Consider the following 19,836-nt stretch of genomic DNA (forward strand, 5'->3'; position numbering starts at 1 on the left):
GGCTTGCTAGTACGTCCACATGCCAGTGTTCGGGCCAGGCCGACGCTCCGCTGTACGAATCAGCAGTGCCCACTGCTGAAGAGCTTTTTTATAGCTCCCAAGCATATTTTTAATAATTTTCCTCTTCCGATTGATGCCGCACTATCAAACCGCACTGAGCACCTCTGGTCCGGCTTTCCCGGATGAAAGCTTTTTTCATAACGATGCCGGCCCCAAGAGCCCGGCACGGTGGAACCTTATCGGCCTCTGGCCAGCACTGCCCGGCTTTACACCATTCTAAAAACCAGCTGTGGGAGCGTTCCATGTCTTTATCCTTACGTACCTGTGTTCCTTTTTCCCTGGCCCTGTTGTGCACCGGCGTGCTCGCCGAGCCCCAGGCCCTGACTGTCATTTCGTTCGGTGGCGCCACCAAGCAGGCCCAGGACAAGGCCTATTTCCAACCCTTCAATGCAAGCGGTGCAGGACGCATCGTCGCCGGCGAATACAATGGCGAACTGTCGAAGATCAAGGCCATGGTCGATGTGGGCCATGCCACCTGGGATGTGGTCGAGGTGGAGAGTCCGGAACTGTTGCGTGGCTGTGATGCCGGCTTGTTCGAGCGACTGGACAAGGCCAGTTTTGGCGACCAGGCCCAGTTCGTACCGGGGACCTTGACCGAGTGTGGTGTGGCCACCTACGTCTGGTCGATGGTCATGGCCTTCAACAAGGACAAGCTGGCCAAGACCCCGACTTCCTGGGCGGACTTCTGGAACGTAACCGACTTTCCGGGCAAGCGCGGCCTGCGCAAAGGCGCCAAGTACACCCTGGAAATCGCTCTGCTGGCCGATGGCGTCAAGCCTGACCAGCTCTACAAAGTGCTGGGCACCCCCGAGGGCGTGAACCGAGCCTTCGCCAAGCTCGACAAGATCAAGTCGAGCATCCAGTGGTGGGAGGCCGGAGCCCAACCAGCGCAGTGGTTGATCGCCGGTGACGTGGTGATGAGTGCCGCCTACAACGGTCGTATCGCCTCGGCGCAAAAAGAAGGTATGAACCTGAGCATCGTCTGGCCCCAGAGCCTGTACGACCCGGAATACTGGGCCGTGGTCAAAGGGTCGCCGAACAAGGCGCTGGCCGAGCGTTTCATCGCGTTTGCCAGCCAGCCGCAGGCCCAAAAGGTTTTCTCGGAAAACATCCCTTACGGCCCCGTCCACCGCCAGGCCCTGGCACTGCTGCCGGAGCCAGTACGCCAGCAATTGCCGACGGCCGAAGCCAACTTGGCCAAGGCTCAGTCGGTAGATGCGGAGTTCTGGGTGGACCACGGCGAGGAGTTGGAAGAACACTTCAATGCCTGGGCGGCGCGTTAGCCGCGACACACTCTCTGTAGCAGCTGCCGAACCTGCGAGGCTGCGTTCGGCTGCGAAGCAGTCGTGAATCCGGCTGACGCGGTCTGCCTGATGCACCGTAAGTTCTGGTTTTACGACTGCTGCGCAGCCGAACGCAGCCTCGCCCCGGCTCGACAGCTGCTACGGATTAATCAATCAAGCCATCAAGAGCGCCCCACGGAACCTGTGACCGGTAGATTTCCCAGCAAGTTGAGCCCGGTACTCTTCACGAAAGCGTCATAGTCCATCGGTTTCTCGATGCGGGTTTCAGCGTTGGGCAGTACGTAAGCCCAGGCACGCTTGGACGATGCGTCGTAAACCAGTTTGAACAGGCGGGTCGGCACCCAGACCTTGTTGTCGCCGACGGTGCCGTGGCCTGAATCAAAGAGCGGGCCGGTAAAGACAAAGACATTGCCATCGGCTCGTTTGGCAAACTTTCTGACATCGGACTCGACCTTACTCCAGATCTTCCGGTTGTTGGTTGGGTCTTGCGGCACCATGTTCGACAGCGCAAAGGATTGGGCCATTGCATTGGGGTTCGGTGCATCGGCTGCCGGGGATTGATGGCCACGGTCTACGGCCGGATGTTGGCTACGGTAGTCGCTCAACTCTGCCCGCCCACTCTTGGGAATGCGTGGGTCCGGATAGAACTGGTTGGTACGCTCCTCCCCTTTGGCATCCTGCAGCTGGGCGGCATTAAGGCGTTCGACCACTACCAGCGGCGTCTTGCTGGTTTGTGAGTACAGCACCGCGAAGTTATCGGAACACAGGGCCAAGGGTTTCATTGTGGCAGGCACAGTGGCCATGTTGATCGGTTTCGCGGCCGGGAACAGATCCGCGCAGCCGTCAAACGATGCCTGCTTCTGTTTGTTTGAATAGAGTTCCAGCGCCGCGCTCTGGCTGATCGAGCCCGAGTGGGACGCCTGTTCCTGATGGTGGCTGGGGGGCTTGATGAGATCCAGCAGACTGCGGGCTTGTGCCCCGGTCGAGAGCAAAACAAGGGCCGACAGCCCAACTGCAATTTTGCGTAGGTGCATGCTTTAAATCTTCGAATTGGATTGAGGGGTAAACGTACGAGGAGTCCCGATTTACGAAACCAGGTAGAAGCGGTTGCGGATTATATTGCGGTGAGCATGCTTTCACTGTCCTTGATCAAATTGCCGATGCGGTCCGGTCGGCGCCAGGCAGTACGACCGCTGACGGTCGCGCGGGGTGTATTGACCATCACAAGTCACATTAGTGCTGAGCAGCGTACACATTCTACTTGGCCATGCTCGCCAAATGGGCATACCTAAACGGACTCGTTAACTGGCGCGAAACGTTGTGCGTACTCCTTTGGACTCACGCCCATACGTCGCACGAAGGCTTTTCTGAGCACGTCGACGCTGTGGTAACCGCATCGGCGCGCAACCTCTTCCATCGAGCGCCTTCCCAGCTCTATTTGCCGACAAGCCGCTTCGACCCGGACGTCCTCGACGTACTTCGCAGGCGTTGTCTTGAATTCCCGCTGAAACATGCGAATCAAGGTCCTCACACTGGTGGCGAGCCTGTCTGCCAGTATCTCGACCGTCAGCTCAGAATGCAGATGCTCACTGATCCACACGCATAACTCATCGAGGTTCGAACCAGTCGCATGCTGCGACTGGAGTGCGACGCTGAACTGTGCCTGACCGCCTGGACGTCGCAGAAACAGAACCAGATTTTTCGCGACCTCCAAAGCGACGTCGTCACCCAGGTCTTCGCTGACCAGTGCGAGCGCAAGATCGATTCCCGCCGATATGCCCGCCGAGGTGTAAACGTTGCCGTCCTTGACCCAAATCGGGTTGGGGTCAACCTGCACACTGGGATAGCGATCGGCCAGGCTGCGTGCCATCCGCCAGTGGGTTGTTGCCTTTCGGCCATCCAGAACCCCTGTTTCGGCCAAAGCGAAGGCCCCGACACAGATCGAGCACACACGCCTGACATCTTTGCCTCGCGTGCGGATCCACTCGATGGCCGTCTGATCCAGATGATCCATGGCTTTCCAGCCCGACGTCACGATCAAGGTGTCGATGGGCTTGTTATCAAGACGCTCCTGTTCAAGCGTCTTGTGCGCCATAAGCGCGATGCCGGTGCTGCTCTCCAAGTGTTCATTGGCACCCGCACAAACGAGTTCGAGTGCGTAGGGAGCAGTGTCACCGCGGTGCAGATTGTTCGCATAGGCAAACACCTCTGCCGGGCCGATCACATCAAGCGAATCCACGGGAGGCAACCCCAGAATCACCACTCGCTTTTGCGCCACGCCAACAAAGGAATGGATCGACTTCTTTGTTTTTCTCACAGCGATCTCCCGCATTGAGTTGCTACGCATATTGGCACAAATCATCTGTAAATAGTCAATTTTGCCAATAGCGACTACTTAGAATGAACTGCGAGCCAACCTAATCCCCTGGGAGCAATCATGGGTACACCTATCATCATCGGCGGCTTCAGCGCTCCAGACTCTGAACTCGCTCGCAAGGCCTCCTTCCTCGTCGAGCGTGTTCACTCGACAGTGCTCCTGCACCATGTGCATCGCACCTGGTGGTTCGCTGAATTCCTCGGCCAGCAGCGAGGTCTGAAATACGACCGCGAGGCGGTCTATCTCGCCGCACTGCTGCACGACCTTGGGCTGACGTACGAATTTGCGGCCGACCAACGTTTTGAGGTCGACGGCGCCGACGCTGCCAGCCGCTTCCTGTTGGAAAACGGTTACCCGGAATCGAAAGCCGAGCTGGTTTGGGATGCGATCGCCCTTCACTCCAGCGCCGGCATCGCCGACCGCAAACAGCCAGAGATCGCCTTGATCTACATGGGCGCTCATGTCGACGTGATGGGATTACGGCTGGAGGAAATCACGCCGTCGCTGGTCGACGATACGCTGGCCCTCTACCCCCGCATTGGCATGAAAGCCGCGTTTACCCAGGCGGTCGCTGAAGTGGCCAGAAAGAAACCTCACACCGCGATTGGCACCGGGCTCGCTGACGTCGGACGTCGTCACGTGCACGGGTTCGATTGCCCGAATGTGTGCGACCTGATTGATCACGCTCCTTTCGATAGCTGACGGCGGTGCGCTACTGCGAAACCTTCTGGAATTGGTAACGCCTGATACGTGATATCGGCGCGAGCAATGTGTGTTCCTTTACTTTGGAGTATTCACCATGCAGCAACGTAAATACCTCGTCACCGGCGCTACGGGAAAAACGGGCGTCTACACCATTCGCCACCTTCTCAACGGAGGTCATGCAGTTCGGGCTTTTGTGCATCAGGAGGACGAACGCAGCGCAGCGCTCCAGAGCGAGGGCGCCGAAATATTCGTTGGCGACCTCCTTGAACATGACGACATCATTCGTGCGATGGAGGGGGTCACAGGCGCCTACCTGTGCTATCCCGTGCGCCCTGGCTACATTCAAGCGACCGCCTACTTCGCGGATGCCGCCCGGCGAGCCGGTGTCGAAGTCGTGGTGGAAATGTCACAGATTTCCGCTCGGGAAGATTCATTGAGTCACGCCGCGCGCGACCACTGGATCGCGGAGCGCGTACTCGACTGGTCTGGAGTGCCCACAGTCCATATCCGCCCGACGTTCTTTTCCGAGTGGCTGATCTTTCCGTGGGTGCTTGATCAGATCGTGAAGGAGAACAAGATCACGCTGCCATACGGCACCGGCCGACATGCCCCCATCGCCGCTGAAGACCAGGCGCGACTGATCGCCACCGTTCTCACGCAACCGTCTGGCCATATCGGGAAAACCTACCCGTTGTACGGTCCTGTCGAGTTGAACCATCAAGAGATCGCCGACGTAATCAGCGGCATCGTAGGTCGCACCATCACCTACAGCCCTTCGACCCTGGAAGAGTATCGCCAGCATCTGGAGACCTACGATTTGCCGGAGTTTGTGATCCAGCACTTCCTTGCAGTCGCGGTCGATTACCAGAATGGGATCTTTAGCGGTGAGGACGGGGTTATCAGCGAAATCACCGGACAAGCGCCTCAAACGGTGGGTGACTTCGTGCGCGCAAACCGGCAAGCGTTCGAGGGGTGATCATGATGGGCGTATGCGCCTGGTCTTGTAGACAGGCGCGTATGCCGCTTTTCACTTAGCATCCAATAATCATCCATTCATTTTCAGGGAGTGTCTGATGAGCCCGAAAATAGAGCTGTATGGCGCGCCTACCGGCAACAGTCTGAGGGCTGCAATAGCCTTGGAGGAAGCAGGTATCCCCTACACCGCACGAAGACTGAACTTGCAGGCGAATGAGCAACGCGACTTGTCGTACCTGGCGCTTAATCCGGCAGGAAAAGTCCCAACCCTGGTCGACCATTCATCGACACCCCCGCTGGTCATTAACCAATCGAACGCAATCATTCAGTTCGCTGATGCAAAAGCTCCGGGTCGGCTCGCACCAGCGCATCGTGGACCAAAACGCGACCGGGTGTTTGATCGTTATTTTTTTTTCGTAACGGACGTCATCGGGCCCAGTCATGCTGCATTTTCCCTGCGCCAGGCAGGATTTAATGATGCGGCCACAGTTATCGATCAACGCGTCATTGAACAACTCGTCTACGCAGAACGGTTTCTTACCGACGACTTTATGGCCGGAGATCAGTTCTCCATGGCGGACATCTCCGCTTTCACCATTGCGGCATCATTTCGTGATCGGCTGGATTGGGCAGTGCTTTCACGCTTATCACGCTGGTTCGACGCAATCGAAGCCAGGCCCGCCGTACAGCGAGGATTGAAAGTGTTCCAGAATCACTGAGCGCTACTGCGCAGACCTTATTGTGTGCGCTAAAGATGGGCATGGCTGCTCGCATCCTGCCCGAGGTCTGAGCCCCGGACATGCGAATATCGTATGTATCACAAGAATGGCAGCGTTCTATAAGGGCTCTGCTGTCTGGATAAGCGAGTTCAACACCAGTTTTATTTCAGAGGCTGGATCTTTATGCCCTTGCAGTATCAAACCTTCCGACAAAGCGGTGAAGGTCCTTGCAAGAGCGGCATTCGCCAAAGGAGGCTTCTTGCCTGCATGATTAAATATGATGGTAATCAACTTACCCAAGGCTTCACTATTTTCCTGATGCAGATCGTAGTAATGCGTTGAGAACTCTTCATCACGCAAGGCGATCAGTTGCAACTCGGCATCAAGAATTGCGCAACTGGTATTATTTTTAAGCGTGTCAATATAGGCATTCAATCCATGGGTCAGCTCTTCCGATGAATACCCTGAAGTCAGGGTAACACTCAATCGATCGATTTCAACTCTCTTGAATCTCTGAGCCAACTGCAGAAGCAAGTCCGACTTACTTGTGAAGTTTGAAAAGAAAGCCCCCTTCGAAAAACCGGCTTCCTCGGAAATAGCGTTGACACTGGTGGCGTGAAAACCTTTTCTCACCATAAGGTCAGTGGCGGTATCGAATAACTTATCCCTTGTTATTTGCTGACTTTCTTCTCGACCTAATCTCTTTTTAATCACGCCTTCGGCTCCTTTGGCCAAACAAATCTATTTGTAACTGGATGCAACGGATCTGCCACTCACTGCGCAAACCTGTTTTAACTATCATATCTTATACTAAGCCCTCTTAATCACTTTGCATTTAAACTTTTAAGGAGTGCCATGTAAATGCCATGTATTGGGCCCCGCACGTTCAGGCGCCTTGGTATCCAGCCTGACGCGCGCGCCCTGATGAATCGAGTCAGCGAGGGTGTCTTTTGACTCCCCCCAGAAGGCAGGCGACGGACGGCAAAAATGTCTAGCGATGACCTCAATCCGCCCGATCCCGGTGAATGCCTGCTGTCGACAACGCTCTAAACCACAGGATTTTCGTGTTTCAGGTCGGGTTCAAGGACGTCGACCTTGTGGCGACTGTTAAATACCGCTTGATTTCCAGATACCGAATGGTTTTTACTTGCCGCCGTTGACGCCCCCTGCCTGGTCAAAGCATCGAGCGCGGTGACATCAATCTCAATGCAGTAGCAGGTTACCACCCCACAGGAGCTGGATTTTAATGGAATATGCCTTTGTTACAGGCGCTACAGGCCTGCTCGGCAATAATGTGGTTCATGCGCTTTTAAAGCGAAACATCAAAGTAAAAGCACTGGTCCGCTCCGTCGAAAAAGCCAAGAAGCAGTTCGGCAATCTGCCTGTCGAATTTATCGAAGGCGACATGCTCAATGTCGACGCCTTCAGTCATGCCTTGCAAGGCTGTGATGCCTTGTTTCATACGGCCGCCTATTTCCGCGATAGTTACAAAGGTGGAAAGCACTGGCAGAAACTGTATGACACTAACGTGACCGGTACCGAGCGCCTGTTGCAGGCCGCTTATGCCGCAGGCATTCGTCGTGCAGTCCATACCTCCTCCATTGCCGTCTTGAAGGGCGATAAAGATCAGGTGATCGATGAAACAATGTCTCGCAGTGAATCGGAGGCTGACGATTACTACCTGAGTAAAATATTGTCTGAACAGAAAGTTCAGGAATTCCTGGCGCGGCATCCGGACATGTTCGTCGCCATGGTATTGCCTGGCTGGATGTTTGGCCCTGGGGACATCGGCCCGACCTCATCAGGACAGTTCCTGCTCGACTTTGTCGGACAGAAATTGCCCGGCGTACTGCCTGGAAGTTTTTCCGTTGTCGATGCCAGGGATGTAGCAGAGCATCAACTCGCGGCGATCACACGCGGCCGATCCGGAGAACGCTACCTGGCAGCCGGCAATCACATGGACATGAAAAGCATTTTCCAGGCGCTCTCCAGTGTCAGCGGCGTAAAAGCGCCGGAGCGCAAAGTGCCACTGTTCATGCTGCGTATAATTGCCTTGATCTATGAAGGTTATTACCGAATCACGAAAAAACCGGTGCTCATCAGCACTTCCACTGTCAAACTCATGGAACAAGAGCAAGGGCGCACCCATTTCAGCCACAACAAAAGCCTGAAAGAATTGCAGTGCAAGTTCCGCCCCGTGACGGAAACATTGACCGATACCCTGGATTGGTATCGGAAAAATAACTACATTGATGCTTAATTGAAACAATTTATATATAGCCTGCCTCTGTAGTACTTTTTTGTCTGACCATAAATTCAAGGATTGAGAGAGGTTGGTAAATGAAAAGCCTTTCATCTAAAGAAGGTTTTCTGCATCGGTTCGTCGGTTTTTCAGAGTCGTTCCCCGAGCACATTGCTATCAGGAACCTGGACGCGGAAGAAGATACCGTCACTTACCGTGAGTTGCGTATAAAGGCTGAAGAGTGCAATGGCGCACTCTCAGCATTAAATGTATTGCCTGGCGACAAAGTAGCGCTCGTTCTACCCAATGGGGTGGAGTTCATCGCTTACTATTTGGCGATCATCGGTCGCGGTGCGGTTCCGGTCATTCTCAACTACAAACTGACGCCATTCGAAATGAACAGCGTCATCAGCATCGCCAGACCGACGCTGGTAGTGACCACCGAAACGCTGTTCGAGCAGCATAGCGAGACATTTCAGCCTGACTACGGCGTTAAGCACTCCTTGGTGTTGAACGCCGCAAGCGAGCCGTCATCGCCCCTGCCCGACAACGCAACAGCGGACTCTCGGCTTCCCCGACAGACCGAGCCCTTGTTACTGCCCGAAGGCAATCCGATTGTCTCGGTACAGTTCACCTACCGGGGCATCGGTAAACCGCTGGCCGTTTCTCACCGCTACCTTGATTTGACGCAATCGAGTGATGGCCTGCATGAGCAGTTTCATCTTCAAGGTGTCGGCTCCGTTCATCTGGTGACGCTGCCGCTGTATGCCATCTTCGGCCTGTCGGTGATGATGGTTTTCCCCTTGAGCGTGGGCGCCACACTGTTAATGACTAACACCCTGCTCAACAGGGATCTGGCAGAAGTCTTGTCCCAGCATAAGGTCACCTTTGCCTGCCTGGTGCCCGACGTCATTCGCTACTTCAATACACGACTGGCCAAACGCAAGGGCGCGTTGTTGCCGTTGCACCCTCACCTGATGATTTATTCGGGTGGCAGTCATTTACCCGCAGACGAAGCCGAGAAGCTGGGAAGGCTGCTGGGGTGCAATCCGGTGCTGCAAGGCTATGGATTGACCGAGAGCATGCCGGTGATTGTCCAGAGCTCGATTGGCAAGGTCCATCGCGGCGCCATGGGACAACCGATCAGAGGCGTAGAACTACGGGTCGTCGATGCCGAAGGGCGGGATGTCGCACCTGGACGCATTGGCGAACTGCTGATTCGCGGTTCGATGGTGATTGACGGCTATAACGATGCAGAGGACGCCAATGCCCGGTTCTTCCGTGATGGTTGGCTACACACGGGTGATCTGGTCTGGCGGGACGACGACGGGCATGTGTTCTTCTATTGCCAACGCCTGCGAATCTCGAAGATCAAAGCGCAAATGGTCGACCTGACTGAAATCGAATCCATTGCCCTGAAGCACCCGGATGTGGTGCGCGCGAAAGCTTACATCGTCCCGGACAACAAGGAGGTCAACGTACTGCACCTGTGCGTTGAAGGGAGCGGCGACCTGACCCAGAGCGCTGTCTCTACCCTGCTCTCGCGCTACCTCTCGGGCTTCAAGTTGCCCAAAACCATCGAGATCATCTCTCTCAAGGAAGAGATTCATGCAAGCTAATGGCACACAACCGGTACTGGCCGTGTTTGACTTTGACGGCACATTGACCGACAGACATACGTTCTGGCGCTACATGCGTTATATCGTGGGAACCCGATCGTTCTGGCTCAGGATCATTCCCCTGCTACCCAAAATGCTCAGTGTAATCGTTGGCATCACGCCATTGATGCAAGCCCGACTGGCATTCATTGCCTGTTATCTGGGCGGTCTGTCCGTTGAGCAAGAGCGCGAGCATGCCAAGTATTTCATCAGCGAGCTGCTACCGCTCTGGCTCAGGCCCGAGGCCCTGCGCCGGCTGCAATGGCATCAGTCCATGGGGCATGTCACTGCGCTGGTCAGCAACTCGCCGGAAAACTACCTGATTCCCTGGGGTCAGGCAGCGGGTTTTGACTATGTCTGCGGCACTCGCCTGGCGACGGCGAAGAACAAACTGACCGGAGGAATATCAGGTACCAACTGTGTTGAGAGAGAGAAAGTCACACGGCTCAAGGGCTGCCTGAGCAACCTTGATGACTTTTACATTTATGCCTACGGGGATTCATCCGGTGACGATGCCCTGCTCGGCATTGCCAACTCTCCCTTCTACAGAAACTGGTACTAACCGATGAACACTCTGAGCACTTTGGCCCCCAAGCACTTCAGCCAACCCGGTCATACCCCGACAGTCATGATCGTAGGCGCCGGCCCGATTGGCCTGTCCCTGGCAATCATGCTGAAGAAGTGGGGCGTCTCTTTTCGCATCATTGAAAAGAATGCCGGTCCCTCGACCGCAACCAAAGCGATGGCCATCCATTCCAGAACCCTGGAAATTTTCCGAGATCTGGGAGTTGCCGATCAGGCCATCAGCGACGGATTCACTATCAACCAGTTTTCGGTGCAATCGAACGCCAAACGGGTGCTGAACTACAACTTCTCCTACCTGGACGCCACCTACCCCCTGCTCCTCAGCCTGCCACAACCGCAGACAGAGAAGATTCTGCTTGAGCGACTGAACAAGTTGGGAGCAGATGTTGAATGGAATACCGAGCTGGTCGATATAGAAAACCAGCCGGGCTCGGTGCAGATGACGCTTCAGCATGCGGACGGCAGCGCCGAGTCCTTTTCCAGCCGCTGGGTGGTCGCGTGCGACGGTGCTCGCAGCAACATCAGAAAACGTCTTGATATGACCTTCGAAGGATCGTCCTACGACCGCTTCTTCATGCTCGCCGATGCCGATATCGAGTGGTCTGGAAGCAAGGACGAAGGCGCTTTCTTCCTGGGTGCACAGGACGGTTATGTCGCGGTCGCGCCGATCAGCGCTCAATCCCGTTATCGACTTTTCATCGAGATGCCCTACAACCTGCCACCAGAAGGTGAGCGCCCTTCCTTGAGCCTGGAGAACTTTCAGCGGTTGTGCGAAGGACGCGGGCAAAAGATGACGTTGTCCAATATTTCATCGACCACCATCGCCTCTTTCCAACATCGCCGCGTGCAGTCGTTGCAGCAAGGCTCTGTGTTTCTGGTAGGCGACTCGGCTCATATCGGCAGCCCGATCGGTGGCCAATGGATGAACCTGGGGGTTTCCGAGGCCTATAACCTGGCGTGGAAAATGGCCTATGTCGATCAGGGCCTGGCTGATCCATCGTTGCTGGAAAGCTACAACGAAGAGCGTTACCCGGTGGCCCTGGAAGTCGAGAACACGGCACATCGACTGACCGGACTGATTACCGTCAAGCATCGCGCCCTCGTTTGGCTGCGCGACAATGTTCTGCCACTGATAAGCAACAGGCGCAAGGTTCAGCGCAAACTGCCGTCGATGATTTCCGGTCATCAGTACCACTACGGCAAGAGTGATTACATCCAGGAATCGCTGACGAAAAAGCAGCGCATGAATTGGGATAAAAAAGGCAAGAAACCTGAATTCCAGACGTCGGTGCCTCGCGCCGGGCAACTGGCACCCGATGTCGAGTTGTGGCAACTGCAAGGTATGCCGCCAAAGCGCTTGATCGACTTGTTCCACGGAACGTTCACGCTGTTGATTTTCAGCGCAGCCGATCAGTTTTCCCCGTTGTTGCCGGGCTATTACTCGCTGGCCGAGTCGGTGGAGAAGGACTACCCGGGCATCAAGGCTTATTGCGTTATTGATGCCCTGAGCAGCGCCGAACTGCCTTCCTGGCACTCGACGTTGCTGGACCCCGATTGGCGGCTGCACAAGCGTTACCATGCCAAAGCGGGCACGTTGATGTTGATTCGTCCTGACGGCTACATCGCTTTCCAGGGAGCCGATGCAATAACGCTCTTCACTTATCTGAACGTAAGATCCGGGCTGCTCAAAGGAGCCAGAAAAACAACATCTTCCGAGATCGACGCAGTGGAACTCCAACTTTAAGTCGCTATATGGCTACTGCCAACCTGGTTCATTGATTCACACAAGGCCCACCCCTGGGCCAAGACTTTTTATTTCTTGTTTGTAGAAAACATATACCGACTTTGGTTAGGAGAACCTCATGCGCTTCCAACTCAACGATGTTGTGCAGGAATTCATCGTGTCCAATGGAAAAATAGCCAACAGCTATTTTTCTCTTTCAGAAAAAATCATTGATTCACTGTGCGAGTCCAATATTGCAAAAGAATCAATATTGATGCGTTTGCTGGAGCAGGCCGAATCCGTCACTGCGCATTACTTCAATGCTCACCAACAAGTCCTCGAGGGTGTTTATGCCAATGGGATTGAAGCCCCCGTCAATAAAAACCTTGCGGTGCTGGAGCCCGTACACTCGAACCCGGTAATACTGGAATCGACACCTGTTGCGGAACAAACACCCGCACTCAACTACGGGCAATGGCTGCGCGCCGAAATAAGTACAGTCACAGGATTCAAAAAAGAACAAATCGACTTCGATCAAAGTTTCGAAAGCCTGGGTATCGACTCTCTCGGCATGGTCGATATTTTCGAATCCCTGGCCCAGCACTTCCCGGAAAAGAAAGAGCTCACCTCGCAGCTCTTTGATGCCCCCACTCCTACCGCTTTGCTGGCGCGGCTTGAAGCCGATCCGCAGGCACCTGCCGTGGATGTCGAAGCATGGGTACTGGAACAACTGGCGAATATCACCGGTTTTACGGTTGACCAGATCGACCAAAAACAAAGCTATGAAAGCCTGGGCCTGGACTCCCTCGTGCAGCTGGACTTCCTGGAGTCGGTCGTCGCATTGTGGCCGCAACTCAAGGCCAACAGCACTGAGCTGGCCAACGCCAAGTATCCGCAGGCAACAATCGCCCTGATTAAAGCCGCCCTGGCCGCCCCCGAGTCGACATCAACACCCGCTACCGAAGTGCAAGCACCTGCCACAACGGACGACCAAGGGCAGGCAAGCAACCTGCTTTTCAACTCCCTGTCACCCCTGATCCCGGACGCGCCACAGTCGATCGACATTGAGACGCCCTTTGCACAGTTAGGGCTCAACGGTTTTGCCCGAGAAGCACTCTGCCAATCAATGGCGCAACAGTGCTCTGCCAGCGAGTTTGCCGGTGAAGCACTGATGTCGCGTCGTACGCCGCAGGACGCCTTGTCGCTTCTGGCACGACTGAGCTGAAGCACTGAGCCGCTGTAAAAAATGGCATGGAATCCGGGTGATCGGACAGATCACCCAGCATTTTGGCAATCAGGAGACAGGGTATGAATGGCGCGGTAACAACAGAGGGCGACTTTTGCTTCAGCGCGATGGCCGGCGAGTTTCCCGGGGCACCGTCAACGGATGCGCTTTGGCATTTGCTGACGCAAGGACAGATAGCACCTATCAATTCGATGCTGACACGCTGGGAACTGGATAAGGCGTCAATCTATTCAGCAAAGGCAGGTGAAAAGGATCGCGTTTACCTGGACAGCGCTTTTTGCCTGACCGATGACGCATCAACCCCTTCACGGCATGAAGGACGGCAAGTCGCCATCGGTAAGAAAGTACTGCAGACACTCCTCGCCCAGCTTGCCGGACAAGGCTCGACTCTGATCAAAGAACGCACCGCATTGGTGGTCGCAACATCCTGGAGTGACGAGAGTTATTTCGTCACCGGCATGTCCGGAAAAACCGAAGCACCACAGGGCTACACGCCGGGTGAACAAGTGGCTGAACTGGCGGCGGCTTTTGCCTTCGGTGGCCCGGCGTTATCGGTCGACACCGCCTGTAGTTCGTTCCCCTATGCAATCGACATGGCTCAGGCCCTGGTCAATAGCGGACAGGCGGATAACGCGATTGTCATGGCACTGAACACCGTGCTGCCACCGGCGCTGTTTCTGGGCTTCTCGCAGTTGACCGCCTTTTCCGCCCGGGCCCAAATGCAGGCGTTCGGCCAGGACGCTGACGGCATTGTGCCGGGCGAATGTGCAGTCGCCTTTTTGGTCGAACCTGTATCGCAGGCCCTGATTGCGCAGCGCCGTCCCCTGGGTGTTTTACGGGCATTGGGAATGTCCGCCGATGGCGCCGAAGGTTCAGTGTTTGCACCTGGCAAACAGGCCCAGTACACGGCTTACCAGCGTGCCTATATCGGTCTTGATCCCAATGACGTGGACTACATCGAAACCCATGGCACCGGTACTCCGCTGGGTGATGCGACAGAGCTGGACTCGCTGAACAGCTTCTTCGCCCCCCACTGCACAGACGGCAAAAAAATCACCATCGGTTCAATCAAGTCTGTCATTGGCCACCCACTGGCCGCTGCTGGAGGCGCTTCGCTCGCCAAGGCGCTGATGATCTTGCGCCACAAAGGGATTCCACCTCAGCCCGACTACCGTACCAGCGCAAAAGTCGACGAGACCAGCCTGCGACTGGCCACAAAGCAGATACAGCCCCTCGCGGACCGGCAGTCGGCGATCCGCATAGGCATATCCAGCTTCGGTTTTGGCGGCGCCAATGCGCATCTGGTAGTGGATGAATATATTCCCGACAACCGCCCTGTCGCCCCTCACGCCAACCCCGGCGTGTTAATGCTGGACCTTGCGATTGTCGAGGCTGAAGCAGCGATCGGCAGTCACGGCTCGTTGCAGTCATTCAAGCAACAGCTCGATCGGCCGGCAGCGCCATCAGTCAGTTTCCCTTATGGGCGTTTCGTTGATTACTCCCCTGCCCCAGGTCAGCCGTTACTGGGCCAATTCCTGGCGCAGGATCGCGTCATTGATATCGACGGTTTCGGCATGGGTCCCAAACCTCTGGCCCATGTCGATCCGTTCAAGCTGTTGATCACCGATCGCGTCAATCATTTGCTGCGACGCCTGCCGGGTGTGGCCGGCTCACCCGGCACGGCGATGGTCATGTGCTGCAACATGGGCGGGGAACGCTTCAGCAATGCGTACAGCAGCGCTCACAGCTTCTACTCCCAAGCTCAAGGCACGCCACCGGGCGTGGAGGTAGCGGACGTGGCAACCATGTTGCCGAACATGTTGTCCGGCTACCCGACGCAAATTTTTGACTTCAAGGGTTTCCATCAAACACTGGTCGGCACCCCGGGTCTGTTCTGGCAAACCTTGCTGGCATCGCAGCAATGGTTCAAGAACGGCATAACCACGCTGTTGCTCGGTGCAGGGCGCTTTATCAGCGGTGAAATCGAGATCGAGCGCGCCCGACATTCAGCGACGGTGCAAGGCGAAGGACTGGGGCTGATTGCGCTGCGTCCGTATCAACCAGACGCCAGCGACAAACCTGTACTGGTGATCCGCGCGGCGGTTCTCGCCCATGCCGCGAACTCGCTGGAAGAGGCTTGCCAACTGCTGGGCAAAGAGCGGAGTCAATACCAGAACATTGAAGTCTGCGAGCTGCAACCTGACGCGACTCATGCCAGTGGATCTCTGCAAGAGATTACCGGTTTCCTGGCTGAAGCCAGTGGCATCGAAACCCTGTTGGCGGTGATGTTGAGTGCATCGGCTCACACGGTGATCGAGGTTCGCGAAGCCGGCAAGGCAGTGATGTGGTTGTTTACTGAAAAGCTTCGGGAATGGAGCACGGCGGCCGAACCCGCTCCTGCCATCAAGCATCCCTTTACCCTGCGTTTTGCTCACTCGGCCCACCATGAACTGCAGCCGGTGATCCCGCCTGCCCGTCCTGTCAGCCTTGTCCGCGAACCACAAAACGACGGCGTCGATGTGTTGCAACTCAGCGACATGCTGACCAACACCCTGCTCTCAGGGTTGCGTGTCCGGGTTCGCGCCATGGAGAGTCTTTTCGCCCTGCACCGTGGCACTGAAGCCCAGCGCCCGGCGCACTGGCAACGTTGCCCGGAAAACGTCGTAATCACCAACGTCCAGCGCGGCCCCCAGTCACTGCGTGCCCAGCTCGTGGTGAATGAAGCGCACCCTTATTTCTTCGATCACCCTCTTGATCACATCCCCGGCATTTTATTGCTTGAGGGCGTGTTGCAATTGATTGAACTTGCCATGCCGCCACTGAGTGGACGGGTCGCCTATGTCAAAACCCTGAATATCAAGTTCCAGCAATACGTACAAAAGCAGGGTGTGATCGATCTGCATCTGGAACAGGGTAAAGACCCGCATGTGTTCAATGCCAAGGTGATGCAAGCCGGAAAGCTGATGTGCACCTGCGTCCTTGGGATGGCCTACAGCTCGGCGTTCGAGAAATCGCCCGCCGGCGAGTTCACGGCCACTCGCTGCCGCGACAAGGCCTTGCTGCACAAGGCCAGGGAAGAAAACGTCATCGTCAGTGACATGAGCGGCATCGCTCAGGGCTTGAGCGTGGACACGCTCAAACTGCCGGATGAGCACTTCTTCCAGGAGGGCGACCCCGAGCACCATTCGATGGTGTATTTCCTCGAAGTTGCCCGCCAGTGCTACATGCAGATTGCCCACAGCCATCTGCGGATTCCACTCAACACCCCGATGAACCTGCTGGCCTTGAGTTTCACCCTGGATCGGCCAATCCCCAGGAACAGTCCGCTGTCATTGGCACCGCAAGCCGGTTTTGACGCACAGCAGCCGTTCAAAACCAACCGCATCTATATCGACCTGTTCAACCGGGGCGAAAAAATCGGTCAAGCCAGCATTACAGCTCAAGTGCTGAGTCAATCCGCACCCGCGGCCTGAGGCACTCAATTGATCCCACTCTCCCGCATGACCGTGCCCCCAACAATCAAGGTGTCGCCGTGAACGATGTCAAAGTGCAAGTCATAGTCAAATCGCCGCGTGCTGAAATCTGGAATATCTGGAGCAATTTTTCAGAAGCGCCGCTATGGGATACCGACGTTCGCCAGTGTGAGCTCAATGGCCCGTTTCAACCTGGAACACGAGGCAAATGCGTCCTCAAAAATGGCCTGAATATGCCGCTGAAACTGGAAGCAGTGAAGCTGCATGAAAGCTATCGGAACACGGCAAGACTGCTTTGGATCGACCTTGAGTTCGATCACCAGATGCGCAGACTTTCCCCGAATGAAACCCAGGTCATCCATAGCGCGAAGATCTCTGGCCCCTTGAGTTTTTTATACCGCGGGCTGCTACGCAAAATGCTGACCGCGGCAATGACCACGGCACTGCGCAACCTGTGCACGCTGGCTGAACAACGAGCGAACGCCATCAGTACCCCAGGGCTCGAAAAACCTGGAAAGCATTTGCACCGTGTATGAAATATCCCGGGAGGGAGCGTGTTGAACGCTCGCTCCCTAACACCCCCCGCTTACTTATCGATAACGGCACACTTCGGACCGAGCATGAACCTATTTAAAAAACCTCAGTATCTCGTGATGGGCGTCATTGGCATGGGCCTTATTGCCCCTGAGTCCAGTTCCGCCGACACGCTCGGCCCCTATGTCAGTGTCATGGGTGGTCTGAACTGGGTGGCTCCGCAGGACCTTAACCAGAACAACCTCGACTTTGTCGAAATGGAATTCAACCAACCGTTACACTCCGGCTACGCCACCGGACTGGCACTGGGCTGGCGATTCCCCATCGGGCTCAGACCTGAAGTGGAACTCAGCTACCGCAAAAACACCCTGACCCAATTCAATAACCGGGTCTATGAAGGCGGCGGGAGCATCGACGGTAAAGGCGAAGAGGAAGCCACCAGCGTCATGGCCAACCTCTGGTATGACGTCTTGAACCTGCCAGCACCCTTCAGTCGGTTCACCCCTTACATCGGCGGCGGCCTGGGTTACACCACGCTGTCGGTCAGTGGCCTGGAAGCCGGCGGCGTCCAGTTCGGCGGCACTCATCGCGACACTGTATCGGCCTATCAACTCGGCGCCGGGGTAGGTTACGAACTCACCGAACAATGGTCCATGTCCCTGGATTATCGATACCTCAAGACTCGCGATGCGCACTTCGGTGACATTCAGGGCCTGCCCCAAGGCGATGTGCGTACTGACTACAGCGCCCAGTCATTAATGCTCGGCCTGCATTATTGGTTCTAAGGGGTTAAACAGATCGGCGCCTTGCGAGGCGTCGCTACGGCAAGCCGGTGAAATGCTTCGGCGCAGAGGCTCACCGGCTGATCAACTTACTGACGACCACCCGTTCAAAAATCGATCAAGGCACAAGTGAGTTCCTCACTTGATGCCTTGATTCGATACTTGACCCTCTGCCTACCTACACTTCACAAGCGCAGGAATCACATCGCCGCAGCCGCTTTTTCAATCAGCCGGGCTACCGGCTCCGGGTTTGAAACCATCACGACATGGGAAGCCCCTTTAACGACTTTCACCACCTTGGCCTCGGCTCGCTTGGCCATGAATTCCATGGCCTGCGGTGGAATGTTCTTGTCCTTGTCGCCATAGATGTACCAGGACGGAATGTGCTTCCAGGCGGGTGTACCTGACTGTTCGTTCAGCGCCGCTTCGGTGACCGGGCGCTGAGTCGCCGCCATCAATGCCGCCTGCGCGGCGGGGACGTCAGCGGCGAACTGATCGTGAAACTTGTCCTGTTGGATGTACAAATCCTTGCCGCCATCAGCCAGTGCGACAGGCGCTGCGAGGGTTGGGCCGAGGGTACTCCCCGGGAATTTTCCGGCTAGCCCGGCGACCGTTTCGCCCGCCTCGGGCGCGAAGGCGGCGACGTAAACAAGTGCCTTTACATTGGCATGGTCGTTGGCCGCTTCGCTGATGACGTTGCCACCGTAGGAGTGGCCGACCAGCACAACAGGCGACTTGATGCCATCGAGCAACGCAGAAACAGCAGCGCCATCGCTCTTCACACTGCGCAATGGATTGGCGGCGGCCACAACGGGGTAGCCATCTTTTTCGAGGATCTTCACCACACCATTCCAACTCGAAGCATCGGCAAAGGCGCCGTGTACGAGGACGACAGTAGGCTTTTCAGTTTGCGCCGACGCGTTGGCGCCGATGATCAGGCTAACGGTGCAGGCCAGAGCGGCCATTACTTTTTTCATTGGAAACTCCTTGGGTGGTTGAACTATTGAACGATGTCTCGATGGAGTTCATTTGACGCCGATCAGGTATCCCGGATGTGTCACCAACCGCCCATAAAAGAAACACTCCGTATCGGCATGCGGTCTGGATACACAGAGATACATTTGTGCTAGCAGTGGTGAAACTTGGCAACCATAAAAAAGAGACCGATGTTGCTCTTTTCAATTTTCACAAGCTTCAACGAAAGCCAATAGAACAATAACTTTAGCGAAAAACGCGACTCACACTCGGCCCCATTGAAATCGAAGAGATTTCTTTTATCCCTAAAACAAGAATATTCGGAAATTATTTCTTCCGATAAATGCACTTATTACCTGTTACCGCACCACACCTCACTGGACAGTTATTATTTTGGCGCACTTTAACACTCACACTTTCTACAAATATCACAACACACAAATAATACTTGGACAAACACCAACATGACTCGCTGACT

General features: G+C 55.5%; 16 protein-coding genes. 12 read left to right on the forward strand and 4 right to left on the reverse strand.

Features of this window, described 5'->3' with window-relative positions; translation table 11 throughout:
• Window positions 1-302: 302 nt before the first annotated feature.
• Window positions 303-1,343 carry an ABC transporter substrate-binding protein gene (locus tag AC1DQM_RS04510; RefSeq protein ID WP_064617450.1) on the forward strand — a complete coding sequence of 347 codons (1,041 nt, stop codon included), beginning with the start codon at window positions 303-305 and terminating at the stop codon, window positions 1,341-1,343.
• 182 nt (window positions 1,344-1,525) lie between these two features.
• On the opposite strand, the gene AC1DQM_RS04515 is transcribed toward AC1DQM_RS04510, so the two are convergent.
• The gene (locus AC1DQM_RS04515; RefSeq protein ID WP_230139025.1) at window positions 1,526-2,398 is read right to left on the reverse strand and encodes a DNA/RNA non-specific endonuclease; all 873 of its coding nucleotides are present in this window, start codon (window positions 2,396-2,398) and stop codon (window positions 1,526-1,528) included.
• 254 nt (window positions 2,399-2,652) lie between these two features.
• A complete protein-coding gene (locus AC1DQM_RS04520; protein WP_230139024.1) occupies window positions 2,653-3,726 on the reverse strand; it encodes a GlxA family transcriptional regulator in 1,074 nt (357 codons plus the stop codon).
• Window positions 3,727-3,801: 75 nt separating this feature from the next.
• Here AC1DQM_RS04520 and AC1DQM_RS04525 point away from each other — a divergent pair, with 75 nt between their 5' ends.
• The 3 genes from AC1DQM_RS04525 (at window position 3,802) to AC1DQM_RS04535 (ending at window position 6,140) form a co-directional block, all read left to right on the forward strand.
• Window positions 3,802-4,443 (forward strand): HD domain-containing protein, encoded by a 642-nt coding sequence (locus AC1DQM_RS04525; RefSeq protein ID WP_230139023.1) that lies wholly within the window; start codon window positions 3,802-3,804, stop codon window positions 4,441-4,443.
• 97 nt (window positions 4,444-4,540) lie between these two features.
• Window positions 4,541-5,422, forward strand: a complete 882-nt coding sequence (locus tag AC1DQM_RS04530; RefSeq protein ID WP_230139022.1) for an NmrA family NAD(P)-binding protein — start codon at window positions 4,541-4,543, stop codon at window positions 5,420-5,422.
• A 97-nt stretch (window positions 5,423-5,519) separates the two neighbouring features.
• A complete protein-coding gene (locus AC1DQM_RS04535) occupies window positions 5,520-6,140 on the forward strand; it encodes a glutathione S-transferase family protein (RefSeq protein ID WP_230139021.1) in 621 nt (206 codons plus the stop codon).
• Between the two features lie 117 nt (window positions 6,141-6,257).
• Here the strand turns inward: AC1DQM_RS04535 and AC1DQM_RS04540 are convergent, their stop codons facing one another.
• Entirely contained in the window at window positions 6,258-6,854 is a 597-nt protein-coding gene (locus AC1DQM_RS04540; protein WP_230139020.1) for a TetR/AcrR family transcriptional regulator, read from the reverse strand.
• 532 nt (window positions 6,855-7,386) lie between these two features.
• On the opposite strand from AC1DQM_RS04540, the gene AC1DQM_RS04545 reads away from it, so the two are divergent.
• From AC1DQM_RS04545 to AC1DQM_RS04580, 8 genes are all read left to right on the forward strand, one after another.
• Window positions 7,387-8,400 (forward strand): SDR family oxidoreductase, encoded by a 1,014-nt coding sequence (locus tag AC1DQM_RS04545; RefSeq protein WP_111454949.1) that lies wholly within the window; start codon window positions 7,387-7,389, stop codon window positions 8,398-8,400.
• 80 nt (window positions 8,401-8,480) lie between these two features.
• Window positions 8,481-10,001, forward strand: coding sequence for a class I adenylate-forming enzyme family protein (locus AC1DQM_RS04550; RefSeq protein ID WP_064617441.1), 1,521 nt, complete (start codon window positions 8,481-8,483; stop codon window positions 9,999-10,001).
• Window positions 9,991-10,602, forward strand: coding sequence for an HAD-IB family hydrolase (locus AC1DQM_RS04555; protein WP_018927948.1), 612 nt, complete (start codon window positions 9,991-9,993; stop codon window positions 10,600-10,602). Before AC1DQM_RS04550 ends, AC1DQM_RS04555 begins: the two co-directional genes overlap by 11 nt.
• A 3-nt stretch (window positions 10,603-10,605) precedes the next feature.
• Entirely contained in the window at window positions 10,606-12,369 is a 1,764-nt protein-coding gene (locus tag AC1DQM_RS04560) for an FAD-dependent monooxygenase (protein WP_111454948.1), read from the forward strand.
• A gap of 118 nt (window positions 12,370-12,487) precedes the next feature.
• Window positions 12,488-13,573, forward strand: coding sequence for an acyl carrier protein (locus AC1DQM_RS04565; RefSeq protein ID WP_018927946.1), 1,086 nt, complete (start codon window positions 12,488-12,490; stop codon window positions 13,571-13,573).
• Between the two features lie 83 nt (window positions 13,574-13,656).
• Window positions 13,657-17,067, forward strand: a complete 3,411-nt coding sequence (locus tag AC1DQM_RS04570; protein WP_111454947.1) for a polyketide synthase family protein — start codon at window positions 13,657-13,659, stop codon at window positions 17,065-17,067.
• A 59-nt stretch (window positions 17,068-17,126) separates the two neighbouring features.
• Window positions 17,127-17,603, forward strand: a complete 477-nt coding sequence (locus AC1DQM_RS04575) for an SRPBCC family protein (RefSeq protein ID WP_019578642.1) — start codon at window positions 17,127-17,129, stop codon at window positions 17,601-17,603.
• 84 nt (window positions 17,604-17,687) lie between these two features.
• Window positions 17,688-18,386: an outer membrane protein gene (locus tag AC1DQM_RS04580; protein WP_111454946.1), complete on the forward strand. Its 699-nt coding sequence runs from the start codon at window positions 17,688-17,690 to the stop codon at window positions 18,384-18,386.
• A 197-nt stretch (window positions 18,387-18,583) separates the two neighbouring features.
• Here AC1DQM_RS04580 and AC1DQM_RS04585 read toward each other — a convergent pair whose 3' ends face one another.
• The gene (locus tag AC1DQM_RS04585; RefSeq protein ID WP_138867391.1) at window positions 18,584-19,360 is read right to left on the reverse strand and encodes an alpha/beta fold hydrolase; all 777 of its coding nucleotides are present in this window, start codon (window positions 19,358-19,360) and stop codon (window positions 18,584-18,586) included.
• Window positions 19,361-19,836 lie beyond the last annotated feature (476 nt).

The sequence above is a fragment of the Pseudomonas sp. 01L34 genome (genome assembly GCF_056400265.1).

Coding starts and splice junctions, on each gene's coding strand:
- AC1DQM_RS04510 (WP_064617450.1), top strand. CDS start 303: ATGTCTTTATCCTTACGTACCTGTGTTCCTTTTTCCCTGGCCCTGTTG.
- AC1DQM_RS04515 (WP_230139025.1), bottom strand. CDS start 2,398: ATGCACCTACGCAAAATTGCAGTTGGGCTGTCGGCCCTTGTTTTGCTC.
- AC1DQM_RS04520 (WP_230139024.1), bottom strand. CDS start 3,726: ATGATTTGTGCCAATATGCGTAGCAACTCAATGCGGGAGATCGCTGTG.
- AC1DQM_RS04525 (WP_230139023.1), top strand. CDS start 3,802: ATGGGTACACCTATCATCATCGGCGGCTTCAGCGCTCCAGACTCTGAA.
- AC1DQM_RS04530 (WP_230139022.1), top strand. CDS start 4,541: ATGCAGCAACGTAAATACCTCGTCACCGGCGCTACGGGAAAAACGGGC.
- AC1DQM_RS04535 (WP_230139021.1), top strand. CDS start 5,520: ATGAGCCCGAAAATAGAGCTGTATGGCGCGCCTACCGGCAACAGTCTG.
- AC1DQM_RS04545 (WP_111454949.1), top strand. CDS start 7,387: ATGGAATATGCCTTTGTTACAGGCGCTACAGGCCTGCTCGGCAATAAT.
- AC1DQM_RS04550 (WP_064617441.1), top strand. CDS start 8,481: ATGAAAAGCCTTTCATCTAAAGAAGGTTTTCTGCATCGGTTCGTCGGT.
- AC1DQM_RS04555 (WP_018927948.1), top strand. CDS start 9,991: ATGCAAGCTAATGGCACACAACCGGTACTGGCCGTGTTTGACTTTGAC.
- AC1DQM_RS04560 (WP_111454948.1), top strand. CDS start 10,606: ATGAACACTCTGAGCACTTTGGCCCCCAAGCACTTCAGCCAACCCGGT.
- AC1DQM_RS04565 (WP_018927946.1), top strand. CDS start 12,488: ATGCGCTTCCAACTCAACGATGTTGTGCAGGAATTCATCGTGTCCAAT.
- AC1DQM_RS04570 (WP_111454947.1), top strand. CDS start 13,657: ATGAATGGCGCGGTAACAACAGAGGGCGACTTTTGCTTCAGCGCGATG.
- AC1DQM_RS04580 (WP_111454946.1), top strand. CDS start 17,688: ATGAACCTATTTAAAAAACCTCAGTATCTCGTGATGGGCGTCATTGGC.
- AC1DQM_RS04585 (WP_138867391.1), bottom strand. CDS start 19,360: ATGAAAAAAGTAATGGCCGCTCTGGCCTGCACCGTTAGCCTGATCATC.